Below are 23,730 nucleotides of genomic sequence, written 5' to 3' on the forward strand. Positions count from 1 at the left end.
AGATGGTAGGTAAACACCTTAAAATGCCTCTTCTACTTATCTCAATTGCAGCACCTTTGGTGTTGTCGGGATGTCAGGATTCACATGCAGAAGTGACTCAGTCCGCACCACCACCTCCAACTGTTGAAGTCGCAGAGGTGCTAGTTGAAACCATCACTGAGCTTGATGAATATACGGGGCGTTTAGAATCGCCTCAGACGGTTTCTGTGATACCGCGAGTGTCGGGCTATGTTGAGCAAGTGCATTTTGAGGAAGGCACTATGGTTCAAGAGGGCGATGTCCTTTTCTCCATTGATGACCGAGCATTTGTGGCGGAAGTGGCGAGACTTGAGGCTGAACTAAGCAGTGCGAAGGCAAGCTACAACCAATCGATTAAAGATCATCAGCGTGTGCTCAAGCTGAGTAAAAACAACGCCATCTCGCAAGAAACGGTAGATGCTCGTCTCACCGCCAAGCTGCGTGGGGCCGCCAGCGTTGCTGCCATCAACGCTGCATTATCACAAGCTAAGCTTGATTTAGCTTTTACACAAGTAACTGCGCCAATTACTGGCAAAGTTTCAAGAGCATATATTACCAAAGGTAACTATGTATCAGCGGGTGATACTCAGTTAACTACATTAGTATCGACGGCTCATATGTACGCCTACTTTGATGTTGATGAAGTAACCTTCCTTAAATACCAGAAGTTAAACAGGCTTAAAGCGGGTAAAGGAAACGAAAAGCAGTTAGTTCAGCTAGGCCTTGCTAATGATGCGTCTTACCCGCGAGTGGGTCACATCGACTTTGTTGACAATGCTGTTAATCAAGCAACAGGTACGATTCGAGTTCGTGCTGTATTTGACAATAAGGACCAATCTATGTGGCCTGGAATGTTCGCTAAATTACGTATTACAGGTTCAGGCAGTTATGAAGGAGTGTTGATAGACAACCGAGCGGTGGGTACTGATCTCAACAACAAGTATGTGTTAGTTCTTGATGAGAACAATATCGTTCAATATCGCGCTGTTTCTCTTGGTGAAAAACTGAGTGGCTTGCGTATTGTGGCAGATGGTTTATTGCCGGGTGAAAAAGTGGTGGTGAATGGTCTGCAACGTGTGCGTGCCAACATGCCGGTTACACCAAGTGAAGTCACAATGGCAAATGAGCTGACTTTATTGATGTTGCGCGATCAACAAAATCTGGTTGACCAGCAGCGCCAATCTCTTACAACAGCGGCACTCAACGAGAAGGGATAACGGATGTTTTCTCAGTATTTTATTCGTAGGCCGATATTCGCATCGGTTTTATCGATACTCATTTTTATTGCGGGTGCCTTATCAGTTTGGCAACTGCCTATTACTGAGTACCCGGAAGTTGTTCCTCCGACGGTTGTCGTCACTACGACATATCCAGGCGCAAACCCTAAAGTCATTGCCGATACAGTTGCGTCACCTCTTGAAGAAGAAATTAACGGTGTTGAAGGTATGTTGTACATGTCTTCTCAAGCAACTTCTGATGGGATGATGACCCTAACGGTGACTTTTGAAATAGGTACCGATGCGGACAAAGCGCAATCGTTAGTGCAAAGTCGAGTTGACCGCGCACTGCCAAGGTTACCCGAAGAAGTACAGCGTTTAGGGGTTGTTACGGAGAAGTCTTCACCAGACTTGACCATGGTTGTTCACCTTTACTCCCCTGATGAACGTTATGATTTGCTGTACTTAGCAAACTATGCAGCACTTAACGTACGGGATGAAATTACCCGCATTGAGGGGATTGGCTCAGTGCGTGTGTTTGGTGGTGGCGAGTACAGTATGCGAATCTGGTTAGACCCGAACAAGGTTGCCGCGCTTGGTTTGAATCCTAGCGAGATTATTGCAGCGATTCGTGAGCAAAACCAGCAAGCTGCGGCAGGCAGTCTAGGCGCGCAGCCAAGTGGTAATTCGGACTTCCAATTGCTGATAAATGTGAAAGGTCGCCTCACGGATGTAGAAGAGTTTGAAAACATCATAATTAAAGTCGGTGACAATGGTCAGGTTAACCGTTTGAAAGATGTGGCTCGAATTGAACTTGGTGCGGAAACGTATTCATTGAGATCATTGCTGGACAACCAAGATGCGGTAGCGATTGGTGTTTTCCAAGCATCAGGGTCTAACGCGATTCAGATCTCTGAAGACGTGCGCAGCAAGATGGCAGAGCTTGAACAGAGCTTCCCACAAGGTGTGGCGTACGACATCGTTTATGACCCGACAGTCTTTGTTCGTGGCTCAATTGAAGCTGTTGTTCAAACGCTACTTGAGGCGATATTACTAGTCGTCTTAGTTGTCGTGTTGTTCCTACAGACGTGGCGCGCTTCAATTATACCGTTGGTGGCAGTCCCGGTTTCTTTGGTTGGTACGTTCGCTTTCATGCATCTGATGGGCTTTTCACTTAATGCTCTATCGCTGTTTGGTTTGGTATTGGCGATCGGTATTGTCGTCGATGATGCCATTGTGGTGGTAGAGAATGTGGAACGAAACATAGCGGAAGGTTTGGCACCTATACCTGCAACGGAAAAGGCGATGCGTGAGGTTACGGGGCCAATCGTCGCGACGACCTTAGTTCTTGCGGCAGTATTCATTCCGACAGCTTTTATGTCTGGATTAACCGGACAATTTTATAAGCAGTTTGCACTGACCATTACCATATCAACCTTCATATCCGCGATTAACTCTTTGACTTTGAGCCCGGCTTTATCTGCATTGATATTGAAAGGTCATGATCAGCCTAAAGACTGGCTTACTCGTGTCATGGATTCGTTGTTTGGACGTCTGATTTTTGCTCCGTTTAATAAGTTGTTTAATAAAGGCGCGAATGCTTACGGTTACGTGGTGAAGAAAACCATTCGTCTCGGTGCGTTGATTGGTGCTATCTATGTCGGATTACTTGGTCTCACGGCTTATCAGTTCGATAAAACGCCGACAGGTTATGTCCCAGGGCAAGATAAGCAGTACTTAGTCGCTTTTGCTCAATTACCTGATGCGGCTTCACTCGAGCGTACCGATACTGTGATTCGTGAAATGTCTGAGATTGCGCTTGCTCAACCTGGCGTTGAACACTCGGTCGCCTTCCCGGGTCTGAGCATCAATGGATTTACCAATAGTCCTAACAGTGGCATTGTTTTCACACCACTGTCTGCTTTTGAAGAGCGTCAAGATGCTAGCTTGAGTGCGGGTGCGATTGCGATGCAACTTAACCAAAAATTTGCTGCGATTCCCGATGCCTTTATTGCTATCTTCCCACCGCCACCTGTTCAAGGTCTGGGTACGATTGGTGGTTTTAGGCTGCAAATCCAAGACCGAGGGAATCACGGCTATGAGTCTTTGTATCAGGTTACTCAACAAATCATTATGAAGGCTTGGGCTGATCCTGCTTTAACAGGAGTGTTCTCAAGCTATCAGGTCAACGTACCACAATTAGAGCTGGATGTAGATCGCACTAAAGCGCTGAAACAAAACGTCTCTTTAGATGATGTATTTGCGACATTGCAGTCTTACATGGGGTCAACTTACGTCAACGACATCAACCAGTTTGGTCGAACTTATCAGGTGAATGTTCAAGCTGATGAAGCGTTTCGTCAAAACCCAGAGCAGATTCGTCAGCTGAAGGTAAGAAATTCCGATGGCGAAATGATTCCACTAGGATCATTTGTGAATGTTGATAACGTTGCGGGACCTGATCGAGTCATGCATTACAATGCCTATAAGACCGCAGAAATCAACGGAAGTCCAATGCCGGGTGTTAGCTCTGGTGAAGCTCAGGCAGCGATTGAAAAGATTCTTGCAGAGACTTTACCAATCGGTATGACGTACGAATGGACGGAGTTAACTTATCAGCAAAAGCTCGCAGGTGATACTGCAACTTTAATTTATCCATTGGTAATTTTACTGGTGTTCTTGGTGTTGGCAGCACAGTACGAGAGCGTGCGTTTACCTATGGCAATTATCTTGATTATCCCTATGACGCTATTGTCGGCGATCAGCGGTGTGATCTTGTGGGGAAGTGACAACAATATCTTCACCCAAATAGGTTTGATTGTATTAGTTGGTCTGGCTACTAAGAACGCGATTTTAATTGTTGAATTTGCCAAGGAGTTGCAGGACAGAGGCCGTACAGTAATGGAAGCAATCTTAGAGGCATCTCGCCTACGTTTGCGTCCAATTCTGATGACATCGATTGCTTTTATTATGGGCGTTGTTCCAATGGTGTTCTCAACTGGAGCAGGTGCGGAAATGAGACAAGCTATGGGTATCGCAGTATTTTCCGGCATGATTGGTGTAACTGTGTTTGGATTACTGTTAACTCCGCTGTTCTATTACGTCCTAGCAAAACGTGCTCAACAAAAGAAAGAAGCAAGTGAGAAAAATATGCTACTTGCAGTTGAAAATGAATCCACTGTCTGATCCCTCTAATTAGGATTAGTAGGGCAACTCCGGAAATTGGGGTTGCCCTTTTTTTATGTGGCTAGCCTTTATTCCATTGATGACAATAGTCGATAAAAGAGCGTAATAGTGGGCTTTGGTATTTTTCTTTGTGTACCAGTAGCCAGTAGCGACGCTTCATATCCAGTGACAGTTTAAGCTCGATGACTCTGCCGTCGGTTAATGCCTGTTGAGCGGCGAGCCTAGACAAACAGCCGAGTCCAAGGCCTGCCGAAACGCTGTTAATCAGAGCTTCGGTTGTATTGAGCTGAAACGCTTCGTGCCACTGCTCAATGCGCGGTGCAATTGCGCGTAAGAAGAACTCTCTTGAACCCGAACCCGGCTCACGCAGTATCCATTCGCTTGCTTCCAAATCTCCCAGACGAAAATCTGTTTTATGTGCCAATGGTGAATTAGGCGAGCAAATGACACACATTTCGTCTTCACTAAATTGCGTGGAGATCAACTGTGGGTGAAGTGTTTTACCTTCTATTAGCGCCAGATCTAGCTCGTAGTCGACCAGTTTCTGACAGATCAACGCAGAGTTAGAAATAAACAAGCTTTGCGATTTATGGCTGGTTTGGTGGCGGAAATCGCTCAATAGGTAGGGGGCAACTTGATTGCCGATGGTGTCGCTGGCACCAATACGTAATTTACCGGAAAGGTTGTGCTCATCGGCAAACAATTGCTCGATGTCTTGCGCTCGCTCAATGAGTTCATCCGCTAAAGGCAGTAATTTTTGCCCCTCTTGATTGAGGATAAGACGATTGTTGACCCGATCAAATAGTGAGTGGCCGATCTGCTTCTCCAGCTCAGATAACGCCATGCTCAGTGCCGCTTTGGATAGAAACAGCGATTGCGAGGCTGCAGTTAAGGTAGTGTGCTGAGTAATTGCGATGAACACTCTCAGTTGTTTAAGCGAAATATTGCTTGCCATTGATTGTTTATAATTTCTGAACGTGTGTTCTAAATAATTAGATATTATCGAACGAATGGCAAGCGTAAACTGACCCTGTTCCAACAGAGTGTGAGGCAAAAATGATTACAGCAACGAAAGCAAAAGTGATGGGCGCGCCAACACCGATGGCAGGTTTAGCGCTTGGCATTGCCAGTTTGGGTTGGTGTTGGGAAAATGCCGCAACGTTTAATGGCTATGCTCAATGGGCGGGGGCTGCCATAGCGAGTGTGTTACTGCTTGTGCTGAGCGCCAAGTTTGTTTTTCATCGTCAGTTGCTGCGTGATGATCTTGCGCACCCAGTGGTGGGGAGTGTGGTGCCAACGTTTGCGATGAGCACTATGGTGGTGTCCAATTCGCTGGGGCACTTTTTTCCGCTGGCAGGGGACATGCTTTGGCTGTTTGCGGTTGGGCTACACTTAGTGTTCTTGACTTGCTTTATTTACCATCGAGCTCAACAGTTTGAGTTACACCATATGCTGCCCAGTTGGTTTGTTCCACCGGTAGGCATTATTGTTGCGGATGTCTCTTTTTCTGGCAATCCCGCTCTGCTCTTCGTTGCCCATGCTGCGCTGGTCTTTGGTATGTTAGCTTATGCGCTGATGCTGCCTATGATGATTTATCGCTTCATGTTCAGTCACGAGATCCCAGACGCAGCCAAACCCACCATGGCGATCCTAGCCGCGCCAGCAAGTCTCTCTCTGGCAGGTTACTTAACGGTGAGTGAACAACCTTCGCCGTTGATTATTGGTTTGTTGTTTGGCATTGCCGTACTGATGACTACGATTATTTACCTTGCGTTCTTTAAGCTGCTTAGATTGCCATTTAGCCCAGGTTATGCCGCATTTACTTTTCCCATGGTCATTGGTGCGACTGCGCTGTATAAGTTGGCCGCGTGGATGCAAAGCGTCGATATGGCTGATAAATACATAGCACAAGTGCGTTTTTTAGCCGCTCTAGAACTGCTGGTTGCCAGTCTGGTAGTTGGCTATGTGGCCGTGAGATACTTCAACCACTACAAGCCAGTGACGCCAGCGTTATCAGCAGTCTAACGCAGACCTTGCTCTCTTAATCTTTTATATAAGGTGTTGCGACTAATATTTAACTCTTTCGCGGTTGCAGAGACATTGCGCCCGTTTTGCTCATAAACACTTAACCAATCGTTTTGTTCTAATTCCTCTGGTTGAACAGCGACAAGCTGGCTGACATTTCTGTATTGCAAAGCCACGGGTTGAGGATGATGCAGTTCGAGATCGTGGAGAAAATCATCGGGAAGATGTTCAATCGCGATGGTCTCGTCACCTGCCATGGCAATCGCGATTTGAATTACGCTAACCATCTGGCGTATGTTTCCCGGCCAAGGGTGGGATTTGAACATAGATAATACGTCGAGGCTTATTTTCGGCGTTTGTTCATCAAGAGCGTGTTTAGCGAGTAAGAATTTTACTAACGCTTCTTTATCTGTCCGTTCACGTAGTGCGGGTAGTGACAGGTTTAGTCCGGTGACACGGTAGTATAAATCTTGGCGGAAAGTCCCTTGCTCGACATCTTGTTTCAAGTTGCGGTTGGTGGCTGACACGAGTTTAAAATCAACGGGGTAAGAAGTCGTTGAACCCAGCGGCGTTACTTTGCGCTCTTGCAATACTCTTAGCAGGCGCGCTTGAACATTCATTGGCATATCGCCCAGTTCATCCAAAAACAGTGTGCCTTTGTCTGCTTTACGGATCAAACCAATATAACCTTTGTTGTTCGCACCAGTGAACGCACCTTTCTCATAGCCAAACAGCTCTGATTCGACCAGTTCTGCCGGAATGGCGGCGCAGTTTACAGCAATCATAGGGGCATGTTTTCGTTCACTCGATAGATGCAATGCATTGACGAACACCTCTTTGCCCACCCCCGTTTCACCATGAATAAGGATTGGAATATCGGTATTGAGGATTCGACTTGCTTGCGTTATCGCCTTTGCCAATCTCGGATCACCCATATTTAATCGTTCGAGATCCAACGGGGCTTTAGCGTCTTTCACATCCTGTTTCATTGGGGATTTACGATAATCGAGTTGCCGTCCTTTAGCCACCTTTGGCGGTGTGATGATAGCGTAGAAATTAAAACGTGAATGTGTCGAGAGGGCGGTTGGGTTAAATGGTGGATGTGACAATAACTGTTCCAGTTTGATATCAAAAATTTGTTCCAATCGCTGCAGGGCGAGATCCTGACCAAGTACCACTTCAGCGCGACGGTTGGCGGAAACAATGACACCTTGTTCATTAAATACCAACAGTGATGACCACTGACTATCAATGTTCTCTGCTGCGGTGTTAAACCACAGTAAATAGTGATCGGATTGAAATTTAGATGCGATGAGCTGATTCTCAATTGCTTGTGACATCAGTTTGACCATACCTAGTGTGTGTGATGTCGGCATATAGGCGTCACTTGAAATCGACAGCACTCCGGCCATTTTTCTATCGGCATCAAACAGGGGTGCAGCCGATCCTGTCATAAAGCGATTTGAGGTGAGAAAGTGTTCATCGTGAAACACCTGAACAATTGACCCAGTTTCGAGCGCTGTGCCTATTGCATTAGTGCCAATCAAGCCCTCTTGCCAGTGAACACCATTTTGAAACACTTGTGGTTGTCTTTGTGAAAAAAAGCGTTGTTCACCCCAACTGTTCAACACTTGTCCATTACTGTTTGCCAATGTGATCAAACAGTTGCTGTTGGCAAGTAAGCTGTCATAGAAGGGCAAAACTTTTTGTTGAGTGGTGGTGAGCAAGCCTTGATGTTCTTCGAGCGTATGAGAAAAAGCCTGGCCCGTTTCCATTTCTATTATTGGATTACTGTTGTGAACTAGCCCTGCCTCTCGACAGCGCTGCCAAGAGTTCTCAATCATTGATAGGTGTTTTTTGTCCATAGTGGTGGCCAATAGCAGCGATACAAAATCATTTTTAAGTAATTATTCTAATTGTTCGCATGTGAACACTAATGATCACAAACGCTCATTTAACATATCACTCATCTGAACACGTTGAACATGTTTTGAACACATTTTATTAACAAATGTTACGGCGGTCTCATATGCGAAATTGCTAATAAAACAAGTCAATTACTAAGTGTTTTAACCAGACTTCCTTGAGTTGAAAGGCTTGGGGGAGCATGTTGTAAAATATTTGTTGCGAAATTTATAACTTGGCACGACTCTCGCTCTATCGAGCAATATCGAAAAAAAATTATTGTTCGAATGGTAAGGAGTTCTTAGTGTCACTAACACTTGAGCAGGTAAGCAAAATTGTTGACGGCGAGATGCATATCTCTGACGTTAACCTCACCTTTGAGCCAGGTTCGTTTAACGTGTTGTTGGGTCGTACGTTGGCGGGCAAGACCTCGTTAATGAGGCTCATCGCAGGGCTGGATCGCCCGACTTCCGGAAAAATAATCGTCAATGGCGTTGATGTCACGGGTGTTTCGGTACGCGATCGCAACATCTCTATGGTCTATCAACAGTTTATCAATTATCCCAATTTGAGCGTGTTTGAGAATGTCGCTTCACCACTGCGTTTGGCTGGAATGGCAGAGAAAGAGATTCAAGAGCGTGTCCATGCGACAGCAGAAATGTTGCGTATTACTGAACATCTCAACAAGCACCCGTTAGAGTTATCTGGTGGTCAGCAGCAGCGTACTGCAATGGCGCGCGCTCTGGTCAAAGATGCAGAAATCATCCTGTTTGATGAACCTCTAGTCAACCTTGACTATAAGTTGCGCGAAGAGCTGCGCCAAGAGATGCGCGAGTTATTTAAGAGCCGCCATACCATTGCGATTTATGCGACGACGGAGCCGAACGAAGCCTTAGCGTTAGGCGGCACGACCACCATCTTGCATGAAGGTAAAGTTATTCAGCATGGGCCGACGGCATCGGTCTATCACAAACCAGACAATGTGGATTCTGCGACCTTATTTAGTGAGCCGCCGATCAACTTGATCTCGGGAGCGGTGACCAGCAACGAAGTCACCTTTGATAACAGCGCGCATTTTCCGCTTAATCAGTCGCTAAGCAAATTAGCCAAAGGGGAATATCAATTTGGTATTCGTCCAAGCCATCTTAGCTTACTGCCTAAAAACGACGATGATGTTGAATTAACGGTTCAAGTTGAGGTTGCGGAAATCAGTGGTTCTGAAACCTTCCTCCATGTTCGTAATGCCCATCTGGATATGGTGTTGCATCTGCCTGGCGTACACAGCTACGACGTGGATGAGACGATCAAAATCTACATTCCAATCCACAAATTTTATGTCTTTGGTATGGATCACAACCTTATCCATGCCCCGATTCGTGATGTCAGGGGATAATTGTCATGGTTCAAATTACACTCAATTCGCTTGCGCACACTTACGATAAAAAGCCGACCGCTTCATCTCCATACGCGATCAAAGAGATGAATCACGTTTGGAAACAAGGTGGAGCTTATGCGCTTCTCGGGCCATCAGGCTGTGGCAAGTCGACCTTGCTCAATATTATTTCTGGCCTGATGAGTCCATCTCAAGGCGACGTGATGTTTGATGATGTACGCGTTAATGAATTGCGCCCACAAGATCGCAATATCGCTCAGGTTTTTCAGTTTCCAGTGATTTACGACACCATGACGGTGTATGACAACTTGGCATTCCCACTGCGGAACATGAAGGTACACAAAGCCAAGATTCACTCCAAAGTGACTGAGATTGCAGAGATTCTCGAACTGACCAATGTATTGTCGAAAAAAGCGCAGCACCTGACCGCAGACGAAAAGCAGAAAGTGTCTATGGGACGCGGGCTCGTTCGTGATGATGTGTCGGCAATTCTCTTTGATGAACCTCTCACTGTAATCGACCCACAACTTAAGTGGAAGCTGCGCCGTAAACTCAAGCAAATCCACCAGCAGTTCAATATCACTATGGTTTACGTCACGCACGATCAGCTTGAAGCATCGACTTTCGCCGATGAAATTGCGGTGATGTACAACGGTCAGATTGTGCAATTCGGTACACCACGCGAGCTGTTTGAGCGACCGAATCACACTTTCGTCGGCTACTTTATTGGCAGCCCCGGAATGAATTTGATGGAGGTCACTCCCACGGAAAACGGGGTGATGTTTGATGGCGTGGAAGTGCCGCTGTCAGAGTCGTACCGCCATGCAATTGCCAAGGCGAATAGTCGCAACATCAAGATCGGTATTCGTCCTGAGTTTGTTCATGTATGGGAAAAGGGTAATGAGTCGGCATTGCGCTGTGAAGTACAGCACGTTGAGGATTTGGGCACCTACAAAATTGTTACTCTGCAACTAGGTAATAAACAAATCAAAGCTCGTCTCCAAGAAGACCAGCGTGTTCCAGAAAAAGAGGCTTACATCAGCTTCCCGGAGCAATGGACCATGCTGTATGTCGATGAGTTCTTAGTCAAGGTAGGGGAAGAGTAATGGATAAGGTTGCAAATAATAAAGCGTGGTTCCTCGTGCTACCTGTCTTTGTGCTGGTGGCGTTCAGTGCCATCGTGCCGCTGATGACGGTGGTCAACTATTCACTGCAAGATATCTTTGATGCCAACACCGCTTATTTTGTTGGCACCGAGTGGTATCGCGAAATCTTAAATGATGATCGCTTGCATGGCGCACTACTACGTCAGTTCGGTTTTACATTCACCATTTTGCTGATCGAAGTACCACTTGGGATCATCGTTGCTCTGACAATGCCAACTAAGGGTAAATGGTCGGCGTTCTGTTTGATTGTCTTGGCGATTCCTCTGCTGATTCCACTCAACGTTGTGGGGACAATCTGGCAGATCTTTGGGCGTGCGGACATTGGCCTATTTGGCTGGGCGTTGAACGGCATGGGCATTGACTATAACTACGCAGGCAACCCAGTCGATGCTTGGTTAACCGTGATCCTAATGGATGTTTGGCACTGGACCTCATTGATTGCCTTGTTGTGTTACTCGGGCCTGCGCGCCATTCCAGATGCGTACTATCAAGCTGCGAACATCGACCGTGCATCAACTTGGTCAATCATTCGCTACATTCAGTTACCCAAGCTAAAAAGCGTATTGCTGATCGGGATTCTGATCCGCTTTATGGATAGCTTCATGATCTACACCGAACCGTTCGTATTAACGGGGGGCGGCCCGGGTAACTCAACCACTTTCCTCAGTCAGACACTAACCAAAATGGCAATCGGTCAGTTTGATATCGGGCCAGCAGCGGCTTTCTCTATCATCTACTTCCTAATCATCCTATTGGTGAGCTGGGTGTTCTATACCGCGATGACGCACGGTGAAAACAAGTAAGGAAACTACAATGGCGATGACCAAATCTAAATACACCCGCTATACGCAAATTGTCGGGTTAGCCTTCTACATCATCTGCTTGATGCTGCCGATTTACTGGTTGCTCAACATGTCTTTTAAAGAGAACCAAGAGATCTTGGGTGGGCTGAGCTTCTTTCCAGACAATTGGACATTTAAGAACTATGCGACCATTTTCTCTGATTCGAGCTGGTACATGGGCTATGTCAACTCGATCATTTACGTGGTGATGAACATGGTGATCACCTTAACGGTGGCGCTGCCTGCAGCTTATGCTTTTTCACGTTTTAAGTTCATTGGCGACAATCACCTATTCTTTTGGCTACTCACCAATAAGATGGCGCCACCAGCGGTATTTCTGTTGCCGTTCTTCCAGCTCTATTCATCGGTCGGTCTGTTTGACACGCATATCGCCGTGGCGTTGGCACACTGTCTGTTTAATGTGCCACTCGCGGTATGGATCTTAGAAGGCTTCATGTCGAGTGTGCCGCGTGAAATTGATGAAACCGCCTACATCGATGGTTACAGCTTTCCTAAATTCTTCGTCAAAATCTTTTTGCCGATGATCCGTTCGGGGATTGGGGTCTCGGCTTTTTTCTGTTTCATGTTCAGTTGGGTCGAGCTCCTGCTAGCGCGAACGCTGACATCGATTGATGCCAAGCCTATCTCTGCCGTTATGACTCGTACGGTCAGTGCATCGGGTATCGATTGGGGCGTATTGGCGGCTGCCGGCGTTCTAACCATTTTGCCAGGTATTTTAGTTATCTGGTTTGTGAGAAACCATGTTGCGAAAGGTTTCGCACTCGGTCGAGTTTAAGGAGAACAAACATGGCTTGGATGGCATGGACAACACCTTCAGCGCTTTTCTTTGTTGGGATAGCGATGATCTTACTCACTATGACAATTCTAGAAATTCGTTCGCCATGTATTGCGCGCAAAGGGTTTCTACCGATTACCACCACACGCGGTGATCGTCTATTTATCGGTTTATTGAGTTCCGCCTTTATCCACTTGGGATTTGTTGGCTTATCGGAGCTCTCTATTTGGGTGCCATTTACCATCAGCGTAATTTGGCTAGGCACAGTTTTGAAGTGGGGATAAAGACAACGACATGAACATGTGCTCACACTCAAGTTGTAGGCTGTCGTCAGCGAGAGTGGGCGTACTCAATAACGTAACAAACGAGAATACTCATAACTGGAGTTAGACAATAATGAAAAAGGATATCAAGAAATCTTACCTTGCACGTAGCTTAGCGCTCTCTTTCGCACTTGCTGCACTTTCACCTGCCGCACTTGCGGACATGGCAGCGGCGAAGAAATGGATGGATCAAGAGTTCACTCCAACGACTTTGTCGAAAGAAGAGCAGACACAAGAGATGCAGTGGTTCATCGATGCAGCGAAACCGTTCCAAGGTATGGAAATCAATGTTGCCTCTGAAACCATTACCACTCACGAGTACGAAGCGAAAGTACTGGCGAAAGCTTTCTATGAAATTACCGGTATTAAAGTCAATCACGACCTGATTCAAGAAGGTGATGTGGTCGAGAAGCTGCAAACTCAGATGCAAACTGGACGCAATATCTACGATGGCTACATCAACGATTCTGATTTGATAGGTACTCACGTTCGTTACGGTAAAGTGGTGCCTATTTCTGATTTCATCGCAGGTGAAGGAAAAAGCGTCACAAACCCATATCTTGATCTACCGGACTTCATTGGTCTCGATTTCACTACGGGGCCTGATGGCAAAATCTATCAGCTTCCAGATCAGCAGTTCGCAAACTTGTACTGGTTCCGCGCTGACTGGTTTGAACGTGACGATCTGAAAGCGAAATTCAAACAAGAGTACGGCTACGAGCTAGGTGTGCCACTGAACTGGTCAGCGTATGAAGATATCGCCGAGTTCTTTACCAATAAAGTCAAAACCATTGATGGTGAGCCAGTATACGGCCACATGGATTACGGTAAGAAAGATCCATCACTCGGTTGGCGTTTTACCGACTCTTGGTTCTCGATGGCGGGCGCTGGGGATAAAGGGATTCCAAATGGTCTGCCTGTCGATGAGTGGGGGATTCGTATTGAAGGTTGTAAGCCCGTTGGATCTGATGTCGCACGTGGTGGCGCGACCAATGGCCCAGCAGCGGTCTACGCGACGACGAAATACGTCGACTGGTTGAAACAGTACGCGCCACCTGAAGCTCAAGGGATGACGTTCGGTGAAGCCGGTCCGGTTCCAGCGCAAGGGTCTATCGCACAACAAATTTTCTGGTATACCGCATTTACCGCTGATATGACCAAACCTGGGCTTCCTGTGGTTAACGAAGATGGCACACCAAAATGGCGTATGGCGCCTTCGCCACGTGGCCCTTACTGGGAAGATGGCATGAAGCTAGGTTATCAAGATGCCGGCTCTTGGACATTCCTCAACAGTACGCCAGTTGATCGCCGTCAGGCTGCCTGGCTATACGCCCAGTTTGTGGTATCTAAATCGGTAAGTTTGAAGAAAACCTTGGTGGGTTTAACGCCTATTCGTGAGTCGGATATCAATTCGCAAGCGATGACCGATGTGGCACCGAAATTAGGTGGTTTGGTTGAGTTCTACCGCAGTGATGCGCGTAAACAGTGGACGCCAACGGGCACCAACGTACCAGACTATCCAAAACTGGCTCAGCTTTGGTGGCAATATGTTTCGGAAGCGGCCAGTGGCGAGAAAACACCACAAGAGGCGCTTGATGGGTTAGCACAAGCGCAAGATCGTGTCATGCAACGTCTTGAGCGCAGTGGTGCTCAGGGCGAATGTGGGCCGAAACTGAATCCGAAGAAAGCCCCTCAATACTGGTTATCGCAACCGGGCGCACCGAAAGCGAAACTCGCCAACGAGAAGCCGCAAGGTAAGACGATCGCGTATAAAGATCTCATCGCTCAGTAAGGTTAACGACTTTATTGGATGATTTCTCCCTCTGCCCGTTCTTGTCCATTTTGGACTTGAGCGGGCATTTTTGTTTTATCTTGCTGTTTCAAGAGCAACGGCCAGAAGCAGTAGTGAATATTGCTCTTGGTGTGTTAAGACTTGCTGCTAAAGCGATCATCATTTTCTTCGTCTGACACCATGCGAACTTCACGTTGTGGGAAGGGGATTTCAATGCCGTTATTCTGCAGTGTTTCAAGGATGATGAGTAACAGATCGCCGCCAACACGATTGCGTCCATCGTCAATACCTTCCATCCAAAACTCGACAAACATATTGATTCCTGAATCGCCGAAACTGTCGATTTCACAGTCAGGTCGTTCTTCAAAAGGGATATTGTCGCCACTTAATACTTGTGGGTGGGTCGCGACGGCCTCTTTAACGAGCTCCACCATGCTGCGTACATCGGTTTTATAGGCAACGGAAAAATCGACGCGGTAACGCTGCTTAGTATTTTTGTGTGTCCAGTTGGTAAACGAGCTAGAGATAAACTTTTCATTAGGTACGACGATATCTTTACCATCAAAGGTTTCGAGGGTGGTTGAGCGCATATTGAGTTCGGTGACAATGCCGGTACGTCCATCTTCCATTTCTATGTAATCGCCGACAGAAATAGATCGGTCAAAAATAATGATAATGCCGGAAATGAAATTTGAGGCAATGGCTTGCAAACCAAAGCCTAACCCGACGCCGACTGCGCCGCCGAATACCGCTAGGGCGGTCAGATTGATGCCCATTAATTGTAGGATCAGCAGAATAACCGTAAAAAATAGCGAAACTTCAAACACTTTCGCGACAATTTCTCGGGTACGGAAATCGAGCGATTGTTGTTTGCGGATAATGGTTTGGCCAGTGGTATTCGAAACACGTCCGAGCCAGAAAAGCAACGAACCGAAGATCAAGGTTCTGACCAAACCATAGGCAGACAAATGAATATTGCCTAATTCGATCGACATCGATTCGAGGATGACGATGATGTCATCGAGTATGCCAATCGCGTAAAAGACTAAAATTGGAATCCCAATCCAGCGAAATGCGCTTGCTACTAGTGGTGTTTTAATCACCAGCGTAATAAACGAGTTAAACAACAGCAACAGGGCAATCGCAAACGCCATTTGGATAACCCAGCCTTGTTGAATATACAGATGACTAAATTCTAAAGAGATTCTCAACAACAGAATGGCTAAGATGGGAAACAGCAGTTTTCCACACCGATAGAGCAACATGCGAATGGGAAAATCACTTTCTGATGAGGGCTCAGTATGGAGAATCGGTACATATTTATAGATGCGATTGGCGAGAAAATAGGCCAGCAAATAGATCAGCGTAATCATCCCCATTTGGCTGTATGTCTCGATGCTAGACATCGAATCAATAAACGATTGCAAATAGTCAGCGATCAAATCCATTGTCTATCTCTTACTTGCGAGCTGGGATAGCTGGCCTTATCTTGATTTTAAGTCTCTCTGAGCTGTCCCAAACTCAGGCAAAATCGGTGCTTAACGTATTGATAAGTGTTGTCGCAATTCAGTTATTCGTCCAGAAGCGGAGAGACACTGTGTATCAGGTAACCTTTTACTCTGTTAGTGACTAAGATTGCTGCTGGAAAAAATATCGCTGTGGTAAGCTAATAATCAGTATAAATCGGCGTTCGGTGCACTCACTTTGTTTACTGTTTACCATTCGAATCAAGTAGATGTCTTAAAGTCTCTGTTGGTTGAACTCATTCGACTTAATCCGCTGGCAAACCCGTTTGAAAAAGAACAGATCTTAGTTCAAAGCCCGGGGATGTCGCAGTGGTTGAAAATGGAATTAGCCAAAGAGTTTGGTGTGGCAGCCAATATTGATTTTCCTTTACCGGCGACGTTTATCTGGAACATGTTCACCGAAGTGCTCGATGACGTGCCGCAGCGTAGTGCGTTCAACAAAGAGTCGATGACTTGGAAGCTGATGCATGTCTTGCCGAATCTGCTGGAACAGCCAGAGTTCGCACCACTTAAACGCTATTTGGCCAACGATGAAGACAATCCGAAGCTGTACCAACTTTCAGAGAAAATTGCCGATATTTTTGATGGCTACTTAGTTTACCGTCCAGAGTGGATCGCGAGCTGGGAAGCCGGGCAAGCCGTATTGGAGCTGCAAGATGAACACCCGTGGCAGCCAATCTTATGGCAAGCCTTGTATGATCACACCCTCGCACTCGGCCAGTCTCCATTTCATCGTGCTAACTTGTACGAGCACTTTATCGACACGTTAGACAACTTTCGTGGCAGTTTTACCCATTTACCACAACGTTTGTTTGTCTTTGGTATTACCTCTCTGCCACCGCGTTACATGGATGCGCTTAAAGCGATTGGTGAACATATCGATGTGCACCTTATGTTTACCAACCCTTGCCGTTACTATTGGGGTGAGGTTCGTGACCGAAAATTCTTAGCCCGTTTGGCAGCCAAGCAGCGCAAGCACTTAGTGTGGAATCAAGACCACTCAGAGCAGCACGGGGAGAGTGAGCAACTGAAAGGCTCACTCGAAGACAACTTGATTGACGAGTTACATACCGATGCGGTTGGCAATAGCCTACTTGCTTCAATGGGGAAATTAGGGCGCGATAATATGTACTTATTGTCGCAACTGGAATCTCATGAAATTGAAGCCTTTGTTGAGGTCGAGCGTGACTCTTTGCTCCATCAATTACAGGCCGATATTCTCAACCTCGAAGAACATCAGGATGACAATAAGCTTGAAAGCAGTGAGCATAAACAAGCGGTGTCATTAGAAGATAAGTCGCTGACCTTGCACGCTTGTCATAGTCCGATGCGCGAAGTAGAAGTGCTGCACGATCAACTGTTAGCTATGTTTGATGCGGACCCAAGCCTAAAGCCGCGTGACATTATTGTTATGGTGGCCGACATCAACGCCTACAGCCCTGCTATTCAAGCGGTGTTTGGTAACGCGCCAGGCGAGCGGTTTATTCCTTACTCAATTTCTGACCGCACCGCCGATCAGGAGAGCCCTATTCTCAATGCGTTTATGCAGTTGGTGAATTTGCCAAATACGCGCTGCTTGGCGTCAGAACTACTCGAATTGCTCGAAACACCGGCGATATTGGCGCGATTTGGTTTGGATGAGAATGAGTTTATCCTCGCCAAACAGTGGGTTGAGCAGTCGGGTATTCGCTGGGGCTTAAACTCGACGACAGGCCAAGAGTTTGATCTGCCAGAAACAAGCCAGAATACTTGGCAATTTGGCATCGATCGTATGCTGCTCGGTTATGCAATGGAGCAATCGGTTGGGCTATTTGAATCCAATTCTGGCCCACTTGCGCCATACAATGAAGTGCAAGGCATGGGGGCAGAACTTGCTGGTAAGCTAGCCCATTACATTGAAACTATTAGCGATTACAGAGTTAAACTCCTAAAAAACCAGTCTATTGATAGCTGGCGTGAAGTGTTGACTTTGTTACTCGATGATTTCTTTAGTGTCGAGTTGGAAGGAGAGGCGGCGCTAAAATCGATCCGCGATACGTTAGCCAATTTAAAACAGCAGCTAACCGATGCAGCGTTTGAGCAACAATTAGCTCCGGCAATTATTATTCAATACCTGCAAAACAAATTGTCGGCGACACGTATCAGCCAACGTTTCCTTGCTGGACAAGTTAACTTCTGTACCTTGATGCCGATGCGTTCGATTCCATTCCGAGCGGTTTGTCTGTTAGGCATGAATGATGGTGTTTATCCGCGCTCAATGCCGCCGGAAGGTTTTGATCTGATGAACGGTCGCACTAAAGCGGGGGATCGTTCTCGTCGAGACGATGACAGATATCTGTTTTTAGAAGCCATGTTATCCGCGCAACAAAGCTTGTATATCAGTTATGTTGGTCGCTCCATTCAAGATAATACCGAACGTGTCCCATCGGTATTGGTGGCGGAGCTGATGGAATATTGTCAGCAGAATTATTGCCTAGAGGGGGATCAGTCTTTAGCCAGTGACGATTCTGGCGATAAGCTGCTGAGCGAACTGATCACTTATCACTCAATGGTGCCATTTAGTGCTAGCGCATTTTCGGGGCAGCAGCCAAGCTACGCTAAAGAGTGGCTTCCAGCCGCCAACAGACTCGGGCAAAGCAGCGGTGAATTTAATCGTGAATTAGCAGATTACTTGCTTGATGCGAGTTATCCATTGGAATTGGATCTAGTCGAGTTGCAACGTTTTTGGCGCTTACCGGTACAGTACTTCTTTAATCGCCGCTTAAAAGTGATGTTTGAACCGCCGTTACCAGTGATGGAAGACGATGAACCATTTGTGCTCAATGGATTAGAGAGCTACCAGATGCGTGATGGCTTGCTTGAAGTGTTACTCAAGCAGCAACTCAATGATGCTCAAGCAGGAAAGGCGGTCATTGAGGACTTTGTTAAACAGCAGCGCGCGGAAGGAAAACTGCCAGTTGGGGCGTTTGGCGATATTGAGTTTGAAACCAATCGTGTACAAACGCAGGAGCTGGAGGAGAAACTGGCGTTCTTGTGCGGTGCTGAGTGTGATGATTTAGAAATCAAACTGAACTTTGATGTGCTCGGCTCAGACAAAAAAATCAACCTCATTGGTTGGCTGACCCAATATTATCAATCGGGATTGATTCGATTCCGTAGTGGCAAGATACGTAGCCAAGATTATCTATCGGCTTGGATTGATCATTTGGCGATGTCGGCGATGGGCGTAAGTAAACGCACTCATCTGATTGGCTATGATCGCAAAGAGGGCGTGGTGCATCTGATTTACCCGGAAATCACCGACGCTCAGCACGCGCATGGTTTGCTATCTGAGTTGGTTCGTTTGTTCTATCAAGGCATGACACAGCCATTGTGTTATTTCCCCAAAACGGCCTTAGCGAGTGTGGAGGCGGGCTTTAATCGCGGGAATTGGGTCGATGATGAAGAGAAATCACTCAAGAAAATGGCCGAAACATTCAACGACAGCTTTATGGCGACGGGGGAAGGAAAAGATCCTTATATCGCGCGAATTTGGCCAACGTGGAATGATGACTTAGCTTGTGAGGTGCGAACGTTAACCGCACTTGTGCTGCAAACTCCACGCTTGCAGGCGCAAATAAGTGAAGATGTTTCTTGAAGATAAAGTGGAGAAAGTAGGTGGCCGCCAGTAAATCATTATAGTGTAGGGCGTTCGCTGTACGGCCACAGGTCAGAGGGACCATTATTCGGTGGGTTTGTTGCAGGCTAGCGATTATCCGTTAGCCGCTCAACACATGGCGCGTATATTAGCGGTTAGTTAACTAAGCTACCGTGAGAAAGATCTCATAAAATTCTAAGTTTTTAGGGATTTATACTAATTGCAATCGTTTTTAAGTCTGGATCACATTTAGAATTCGGTTTTGCATAAAAAGGGCAAATATTTTATGGCAGTAACGTCAATGGTCACTTCGCTTGATACGATGACTTTTCCTTTGCATGGTGCGCGATTGATAGAAGCATCGGCAGGTACAGGGAAAACCTTCACCATTGCTGGTTTGTATCTTAGGTTGCTGCTAGGACATGGTAGCTCCGAGACCAAGCATCAGAAGCCATTAACGGTCGATCAAATCTTAGTTGTGACCTTTACCGAAGCCGCAACGGCTGAGCTACGTGACCGAATTCGTGCCCGAATCCATGCTGCGCGTCTTGCGTTTGCCCGAGGTAACAGCAGCGATCCTGTGATTGCTCCGCTACTTGAGCAAGTTGACGATCACAAACAAGCGGCGGAGATACTTCTGCAAGCAGAAAGACAGATGGATGAGGCGGCTGTTTATACCATCCACGGCTTTTGCCAACGTATGCTAACCCAAAATGCGTTTGAATCTGGTAGCCGGTTCAATAATGAATTTGTCACTGACGAAAGCCACCTTAAAGCACAAATCGTCGCAGACTACTGGCGACGTAACTTCTATCCATTGCCGATCAACTTAGCAGGTGAAGTGCGCCGAATCTGGAATGCGCCGTCGGACTTGCTTAAATATATCGCCAATTATCTTACTGGAGCGCCAGTGAGCCTTTCGGTTGAGGCGATGAGCGGGAGTCTTGCGGATCTGCATCAGGACAATCTAAAGCGTATTGATCAACTCAAACAGCTGTGGCGCGAACATCAACAAGACTTGTTTGCCGTTATCAATGACTCCGATGTGAATAAACGCAGTTACAGCAAAAAATCGCTGCCTACTTGGCTTGCTGCCGTCAATGCATGGTCTGAAGTAGAGACAACAGGTTATGACTTTCCCGACCAACTGGAAAAGTTTGCTCAGAGCACGCTAATTGAAAAAACGCCTAAGGGCAGCGCGCCGCAACATCTTGTTTTCGAAGCGATTGACACCTTCTTCGCGACACCAATTAGCCTTAAAGCGCCGATTCTCGCCCATGCTATTCAACATTGTCGCGCGATGTTAGCCAACGCCAAGCAACAAAAGCAGTGGCTCTCTTTTGATGACTTACTGACCAATCTTTCTGCGGCAATGGACCAAGATGAGTCGCAGCTGCTTGCAGAGCGAATTCGTTCGCTCTATCCCGTTGCCATGATTGATGAGTTCCAAGATACCGATCCTCTTCAGTACAGTATTTTCAGTCGTATTTATCTTGCCAGTCCGGAGTGCGGTCTGTTTATGATCGGCGACCCGAAGCAGGCGATTTACGGCTTCCGTGGCGCAGATATCTTTACCTACATTAAAGCGCGTAAGCAGGTTTGCTCCCACTTCACTCTTGGAACGAACTGGCGTTCAAGCGCCGATATGGTCAGTGCAGTGAACCAGATTTTCAAACTGCCAGCCAGCCCGTTTATTTATGATCAAGACATCCCATTTTTGCCGGTCGACTCGAGTCCAAGAGCCGAACAACGCATTTGGACTATCGGTGGTCAGAAGCAACCGGCGCTGACTTATTGGTTGCAAGAAGCAGAAGATAAGCCGCTACCCAAAGGGGAATATCTTGCTGCGATGGCTCAAGCAACGGCGAATCAAATCCAGACGATATTGACCGCAGCACAAAACGAAAACGCTTATTTTTACAACGGCAACGATGAGCATTCGATCGAGGCTGGCAATATTGCGGTACTGGTTCGAACAGGTAATGAAGGACGCATGATTAAAGAGGCGCTGGCGAAGCAAGGTATTGCCAGTGTTTATCTATCTAACCGCGATAGCGTGTTTACCTCCTCGGTAGCACAAGACATTCAACGACTTCTGCAAGCGGTGTTAACACCGGAAAATGATCGCGCGCTAAGAGCGAGCTTAGCATCCGAGATGTTTGCTTTAGATGCAGGCAGCCTAGATAAACTCAACAACGACGAGAGCGAATGGGAAAGCGTCATAAATGAGTTTAAAGAGTATCGAAAACTTTGGACTCAACGTGGTGTGCTGCCTATGCTGCGCAGTGTGTTTAGCAAACGTCATGTTGCAGAACGTCTGCTCGAAGAAGAGGCAGGAGAGCGTACTCTTACCGACCTGATGCACATAGGGGAATTGCTTCAGCAAGCCAGTCAGGAGTTAGATAGTGATCACGGGTTATTGCGCTGGCTGGCTCAAGCGATCAGCGATGCGCAAAACGGCCTTGGCGGGAATGACGATCAAATCCAGCGGCTAGAGTCTGAACGTAACTTGGTGCAAATTGTCACTATCCATAAATCGAAAGGTCTTGAATATGATCTGGTGTTTCTGCCTTTTGTGATGACATCGCGCGAAGCCAGTGAAGCCAAGTATTATGACGAGCAGCAAGACAAAACCATCTTAGACATTACTCGCCAAGATGACGCATTGGCTCAGGCTGACAAAGAGCGCTTGGCAGAAGACTTACGTCTGATTTATGTTGCGCTCACTCGAGCGGTTTACGGCTGTTTTATTGGCGCAGCGCCACTGAGAAATGGCCGCTCAAGCAAAGAACCGACAGGTGCCCACCGCAGTGCAATGGGGTACTTACTCCAAGACGGTCAAGAGGGCGGTATTCAAGACCTGACTCTAGCAATCCAAAAGCAGGTCGCTGGGTTGGAGTGCGTTGCACTTACCGGTCTCCCTGATCAACATGAGACGGTGTTTGTGGCGCAAAGCGATCAACAGAAGTCATTAACTGCCAGCGAATTAAGCCATGAAATCGATCGTGATTGGCGCATTACCAGCTACTCTGGCTTGGTTAAGCAAGGCTCACACCACGCGAACGATGCATTCACGGACTTGATGCACCTAGATATTGACTCTTCGGATGAACATGATGATGAGGATATCAGTGAACCAGAAGCCTCGATCTTCACCTTTCCGCGCGGTGCAAGGCCGGGCACCTTCCTGCACACTCTGTTCGAAGAGGTGGAATTTACCCAGCCAAGCACCAGCGACAGCAATACTGAGATTATCGTCCACTTGTTGGAAAGTGAGCAGCTTGACGCCAGTTGGTTACCCATTCTGCAGCAGCTCATTGATACGGTATTAGACACACCACTCGATGGTAAATCTCTGCGTCTTAATCAGAAAGGGCCCGAGCAAAGATTGGTCGAGATGGAGTTTCTATTGCCGATTGAAGTCTTGTCAGCACCCGCGTTAAACCGAGTGATACAGCGCCATGATCCACTGTCGGCTAAAGCGGGTGATCTCGGTTTTTATCCCGTTCAGGGTATGCTGAAAGGCTTTATCGATTTAGTGTTTGAGCATCAAGGCAAATATTATGTGCTCGATTGGAAGTCCAATCATCTCGGTGATCATGTCGATTTCTATCATGGTGAGGCACTGAAATCAGCCATGGCCGATCACCGCTATGATCTCCAATATCAAATTTATGCCCTAGCGCTGCACCGTTTCCTGCGCAGTCGATTAGCCAATTACGACTATGATCAGCACTTTGGTGGGGTCTACTACTTATTTTTACGCGGGATGGATGGCAAGAGCGGCAATGGTATTTTTTCTGCCAAGCCGACGCTGGAGTTTCTGAGTGATATGGACAAACTGATAGACGGACAAAGCCTTGATAGCAAGACCAATAACGCCGGTCAGATGGAGTTACTCTAA

At 46.9% G+C, this 23,730-nt stretch carries 14 protein-coding genes; 11 read left to right on the plus strand and 3 right to left on the minus strand.

Going from position 1 to position 23,730, the window contains the following annotated elements; all coding sequences use genetic code 11:
* The first annotated feature begins 2 nt into the window (after positions 1 to 2).
* Both TW81_RS01710 and TW81_RS01715 read left to right on the plus strand, forming a co-directional pair.
* Positions 3 to 1,235, plus strand: a complete 1,233-nt coding sequence (locus TW81_RS01710; protein ID WP_045953995.1) for an efflux RND transporter periplasmic adaptor subunit — start codon at positions 3 to 5, stop codon at positions 1,233 to 1,235.
* 3 nt (positions 1,236 to 1,238) lie between these two features.
* A complete protein-coding gene (locus TW81_RS01715; RefSeq protein WP_045953996.1) occupies positions 1,239 to 4,421 on the plus strand; it encodes an efflux RND transporter permease subunit in 3,183 nt (1,060 codons plus the stop codon).
* 61 nt (positions 4,422 to 4,482) lie between these two features.
* Here TW81_RS01715 and TW81_RS01720 read toward each other — a convergent pair whose 3' ends face one another.
* On the minus strand, positions 4,483 to 5,376 hold the full coding sequence (locus tag TW81_RS01720) for a LysR substrate-binding domain-containing protein (RefSeq protein ID WP_045953997.1): 894 nt from the start codon (positions 5,374 to 5,376) through the stop codon (positions 4,483 to 4,485).
* Between the two features lie 101 nt (positions 5,377 to 5,477).
* On the opposite strand from TW81_RS01720, the gene TW81_RS01725 reads away from it, so the two are divergent.
* Positions 5,478 to 6,446: a TDT family transporter gene (locus tag TW81_RS01725; protein WP_045953998.1), complete on the plus strand. Its 969-nt coding sequence runs from the start codon at positions 5,478 to 5,480 to the stop codon at positions 6,444 to 6,446.
* Here the strand turns inward: TW81_RS01725 and TW81_RS01730 are convergent.
* Positions 6,443 to 8,311, minus strand: a complete 1,869-nt coding sequence (locus TW81_RS01730) for a sigma-54-dependent Fis family transcriptional regulator (RefSeq protein ID WP_045953999.1) — start codon at positions 8,309 to 8,311, stop codon at positions 6,443 to 6,445. The genes TW81_RS01725 and TW81_RS01730 overlap by 4 nt on opposite strands.
* A 344-nt stretch (positions 8,312 to 8,655) precedes the next feature.
* On the opposite strand from TW81_RS01730, the gene TW81_RS01735 reads away from it, so the two are divergent.
* The 6 genes from TW81_RS01735 (at position 8,656) to TW81_RS01760 (ending at position 14,663) form a co-directional block, all read left to right on the plus strand.
* Positions 8,656 to 9,744, plus strand: coding sequence for an ABC transporter ATP-binding protein (locus TW81_RS01735; protein ID WP_045954000.1), 1,089 nt, complete (start codon positions 8,656 to 8,658; stop codon positions 9,742 to 9,744).
* Between the two features lie 5 nt (positions 9,745 to 9,749).
* Positions 9,750 to 10,850: an ABC transporter ATP-binding protein gene (locus tag TW81_RS01740; RefSeq protein ID WP_045954001.1), complete on the plus strand. Its 1,101-nt coding sequence runs from the start codon at positions 9,750 to 9,752 to the stop codon at positions 10,848 to 10,850.
* A complete protein-coding gene (locus TW81_RS01745) occupies positions 10,850 to 11,713 on the plus strand; it encodes a carbohydrate ABC transporter permease (RefSeq protein WP_045954002.1) in 864 nt (287 codons plus the stop codon). The genes TW81_RS01740 and TW81_RS01745 overlap by 1 nt, the downstream gene beginning before the upstream one ends.
* Before the next feature lie 16 nt (positions 11,714 to 11,729).
* Positions 11,730 to 12,548 (plus strand): carbohydrate ABC transporter permease, encoded by an 819-nt coding sequence (locus TW81_RS01750; protein WP_045954048.1) that lies wholly within the window; start codon positions 11,730 to 11,732, stop codon positions 12,546 to 12,548.
* An 11-nt stretch (positions 12,549 to 12,559) separates the two neighbouring features.
* A complete protein-coding gene (locus TW81_RS01755; protein WP_045954003.1) occupies positions 12,560 to 12,832 on the plus strand; it encodes a DUF2160 domain-containing protein in 273 nt (90 codons plus the stop codon).
* A 112-nt stretch (positions 12,833 to 12,944) separates the two neighbouring features.
* Positions 12,945 to 14,663, plus strand: a complete 1,719-nt coding sequence (locus TW81_RS01760) for an ABC transporter substrate-binding protein (protein ID WP_045954004.1) — start codon at positions 12,945 to 12,947, stop codon at positions 14,661 to 14,663.
* A gap of 134 nt (positions 14,664 to 14,797) precedes the next feature.
* Here TW81_RS01760 and TW81_RS01765 read toward each other — a convergent pair whose 3' ends face one another.
* Positions 14,798 to 16,111 carry a mechanosensitive ion channel family protein gene (locus tag TW81_RS01765; protein WP_045954005.1) on the minus strand — a complete coding sequence of 438 codons (1,314 nt, stop codon included), beginning with the start codon at positions 16,109 to 16,111 and terminating at the stop codon, positions 14,798 to 14,800.
* Positions 16,112 to 16,367: 256 nt separating this feature from the next.
* Between TW81_RS01765 and recC the strand changes: the two genes are divergently transcribed.
* Positions 16,368 to 19,826: an exodeoxyribonuclease V subunit gamma gene (gene recC, locus TW81_RS01770; protein WP_045954006.1), complete on the plus strand. Its 3,459-nt coding sequence runs from the start codon at positions 16,368 to 16,370 to the stop codon at positions 19,824 to 19,826.
* Positions 19,827 to 20,112: 286 nt separating this feature from the next.
* Positions 20,113 to 23,730, plus strand: a complete 3,618-nt coding sequence (recB, locus tag TW81_RS01775; protein WP_045954007.1) for an exodeoxyribonuclease V subunit beta — start codon at positions 20,113 to 20,115, stop codon at positions 23,728 to 23,730.

The sequence above is a fragment of the Vibrio galatheae genome, from assembly GCF_000967545.1.
GTDB classification, from domain to species: Bacteria; Pseudomonadota; Gammaproteobacteria; order Enterobacterales; family Vibrionaceae; genus Vibrio; species Vibrio galatheae.

Excerpts from the sequence above, each read along its gene's own strand:
- TW81_RS01710 (WP_045953995.1), top strand. The coding sequence starts at position 3 with ATGGTAGGTAAACACCTTAAAATGCCTCTTCTACTTATCTCAATTGCA.
- TW81_RS01715 (WP_045953996.1), top strand. The coding sequence starts at position 1,239 with ATGTTTTCTCAGTATTTTATTCGTAGGCCGATATTCGCATCGGTTTTA.
- TW81_RS01720 (WP_045953997.1), bottom strand. The coding sequence starts at position 5,376 with ATGGCAAGCAATATTTCGCTTAAACAACTGAGAGTGTTCATCGCAATT.
- TW81_RS01725 (WP_045953998.1), top strand. The coding sequence starts at position 5,478 with ATGATTACAGCAACGAAAGCAAAAGTGATGGGCGCGCCAACACCGATG.
- TW81_RS01730 (WP_045953999.1), bottom strand. The coding sequence starts at position 8,311 with ATGGACAAAAAACACCTATCAATGATTGAGAACTCTTGGCAGCGCTGT.
- TW81_RS01740 (WP_045954001.1), top strand. The coding sequence starts at position 9,750 with ATGGTTCAAATTACACTCAATTCGCTTGCGCACACTTACGATAAAAAG.
- TW81_RS01745 (WP_045954002.1), top strand. The coding sequence starts at position 10,850 with ATGGATAAGGTTGCAAATAATAAAGCGTGGTTCCTCGTGCTACCTGTC.
- TW81_RS01750 (WP_045954048.1), top strand. The coding sequence starts at position 11,730 with ATGACCAAATCTAAATACACCCGCTATACGCAAATTGTCGGGTTAGCC.
- TW81_RS01755 (WP_045954003.1), top strand. The coding sequence starts at position 12,560 with ATGGCTTGGATGGCATGGACAACACCTTCAGCGCTTTTCTTTGTTGGG.
- TW81_RS01760 (WP_045954004.1), top strand. The coding sequence starts at position 12,945 with ATGAAAAAGGATATCAAGAAATCTTACCTTGCACGTAGCTTAGCGCTC.
- TW81_RS01765 (WP_045954005.1), bottom strand. The coding sequence starts at position 16,111 with ATGGATTTGATCGCTGACTATTTGCAATCGTTTATTGATTCGATGTCT.
- recB (WP_045954007.1), top strand. The coding sequence starts at position 20,113 with ATGGCAGTAACGTCAATGGTCACTTCGCTTGATACGATGACTTTTCCT.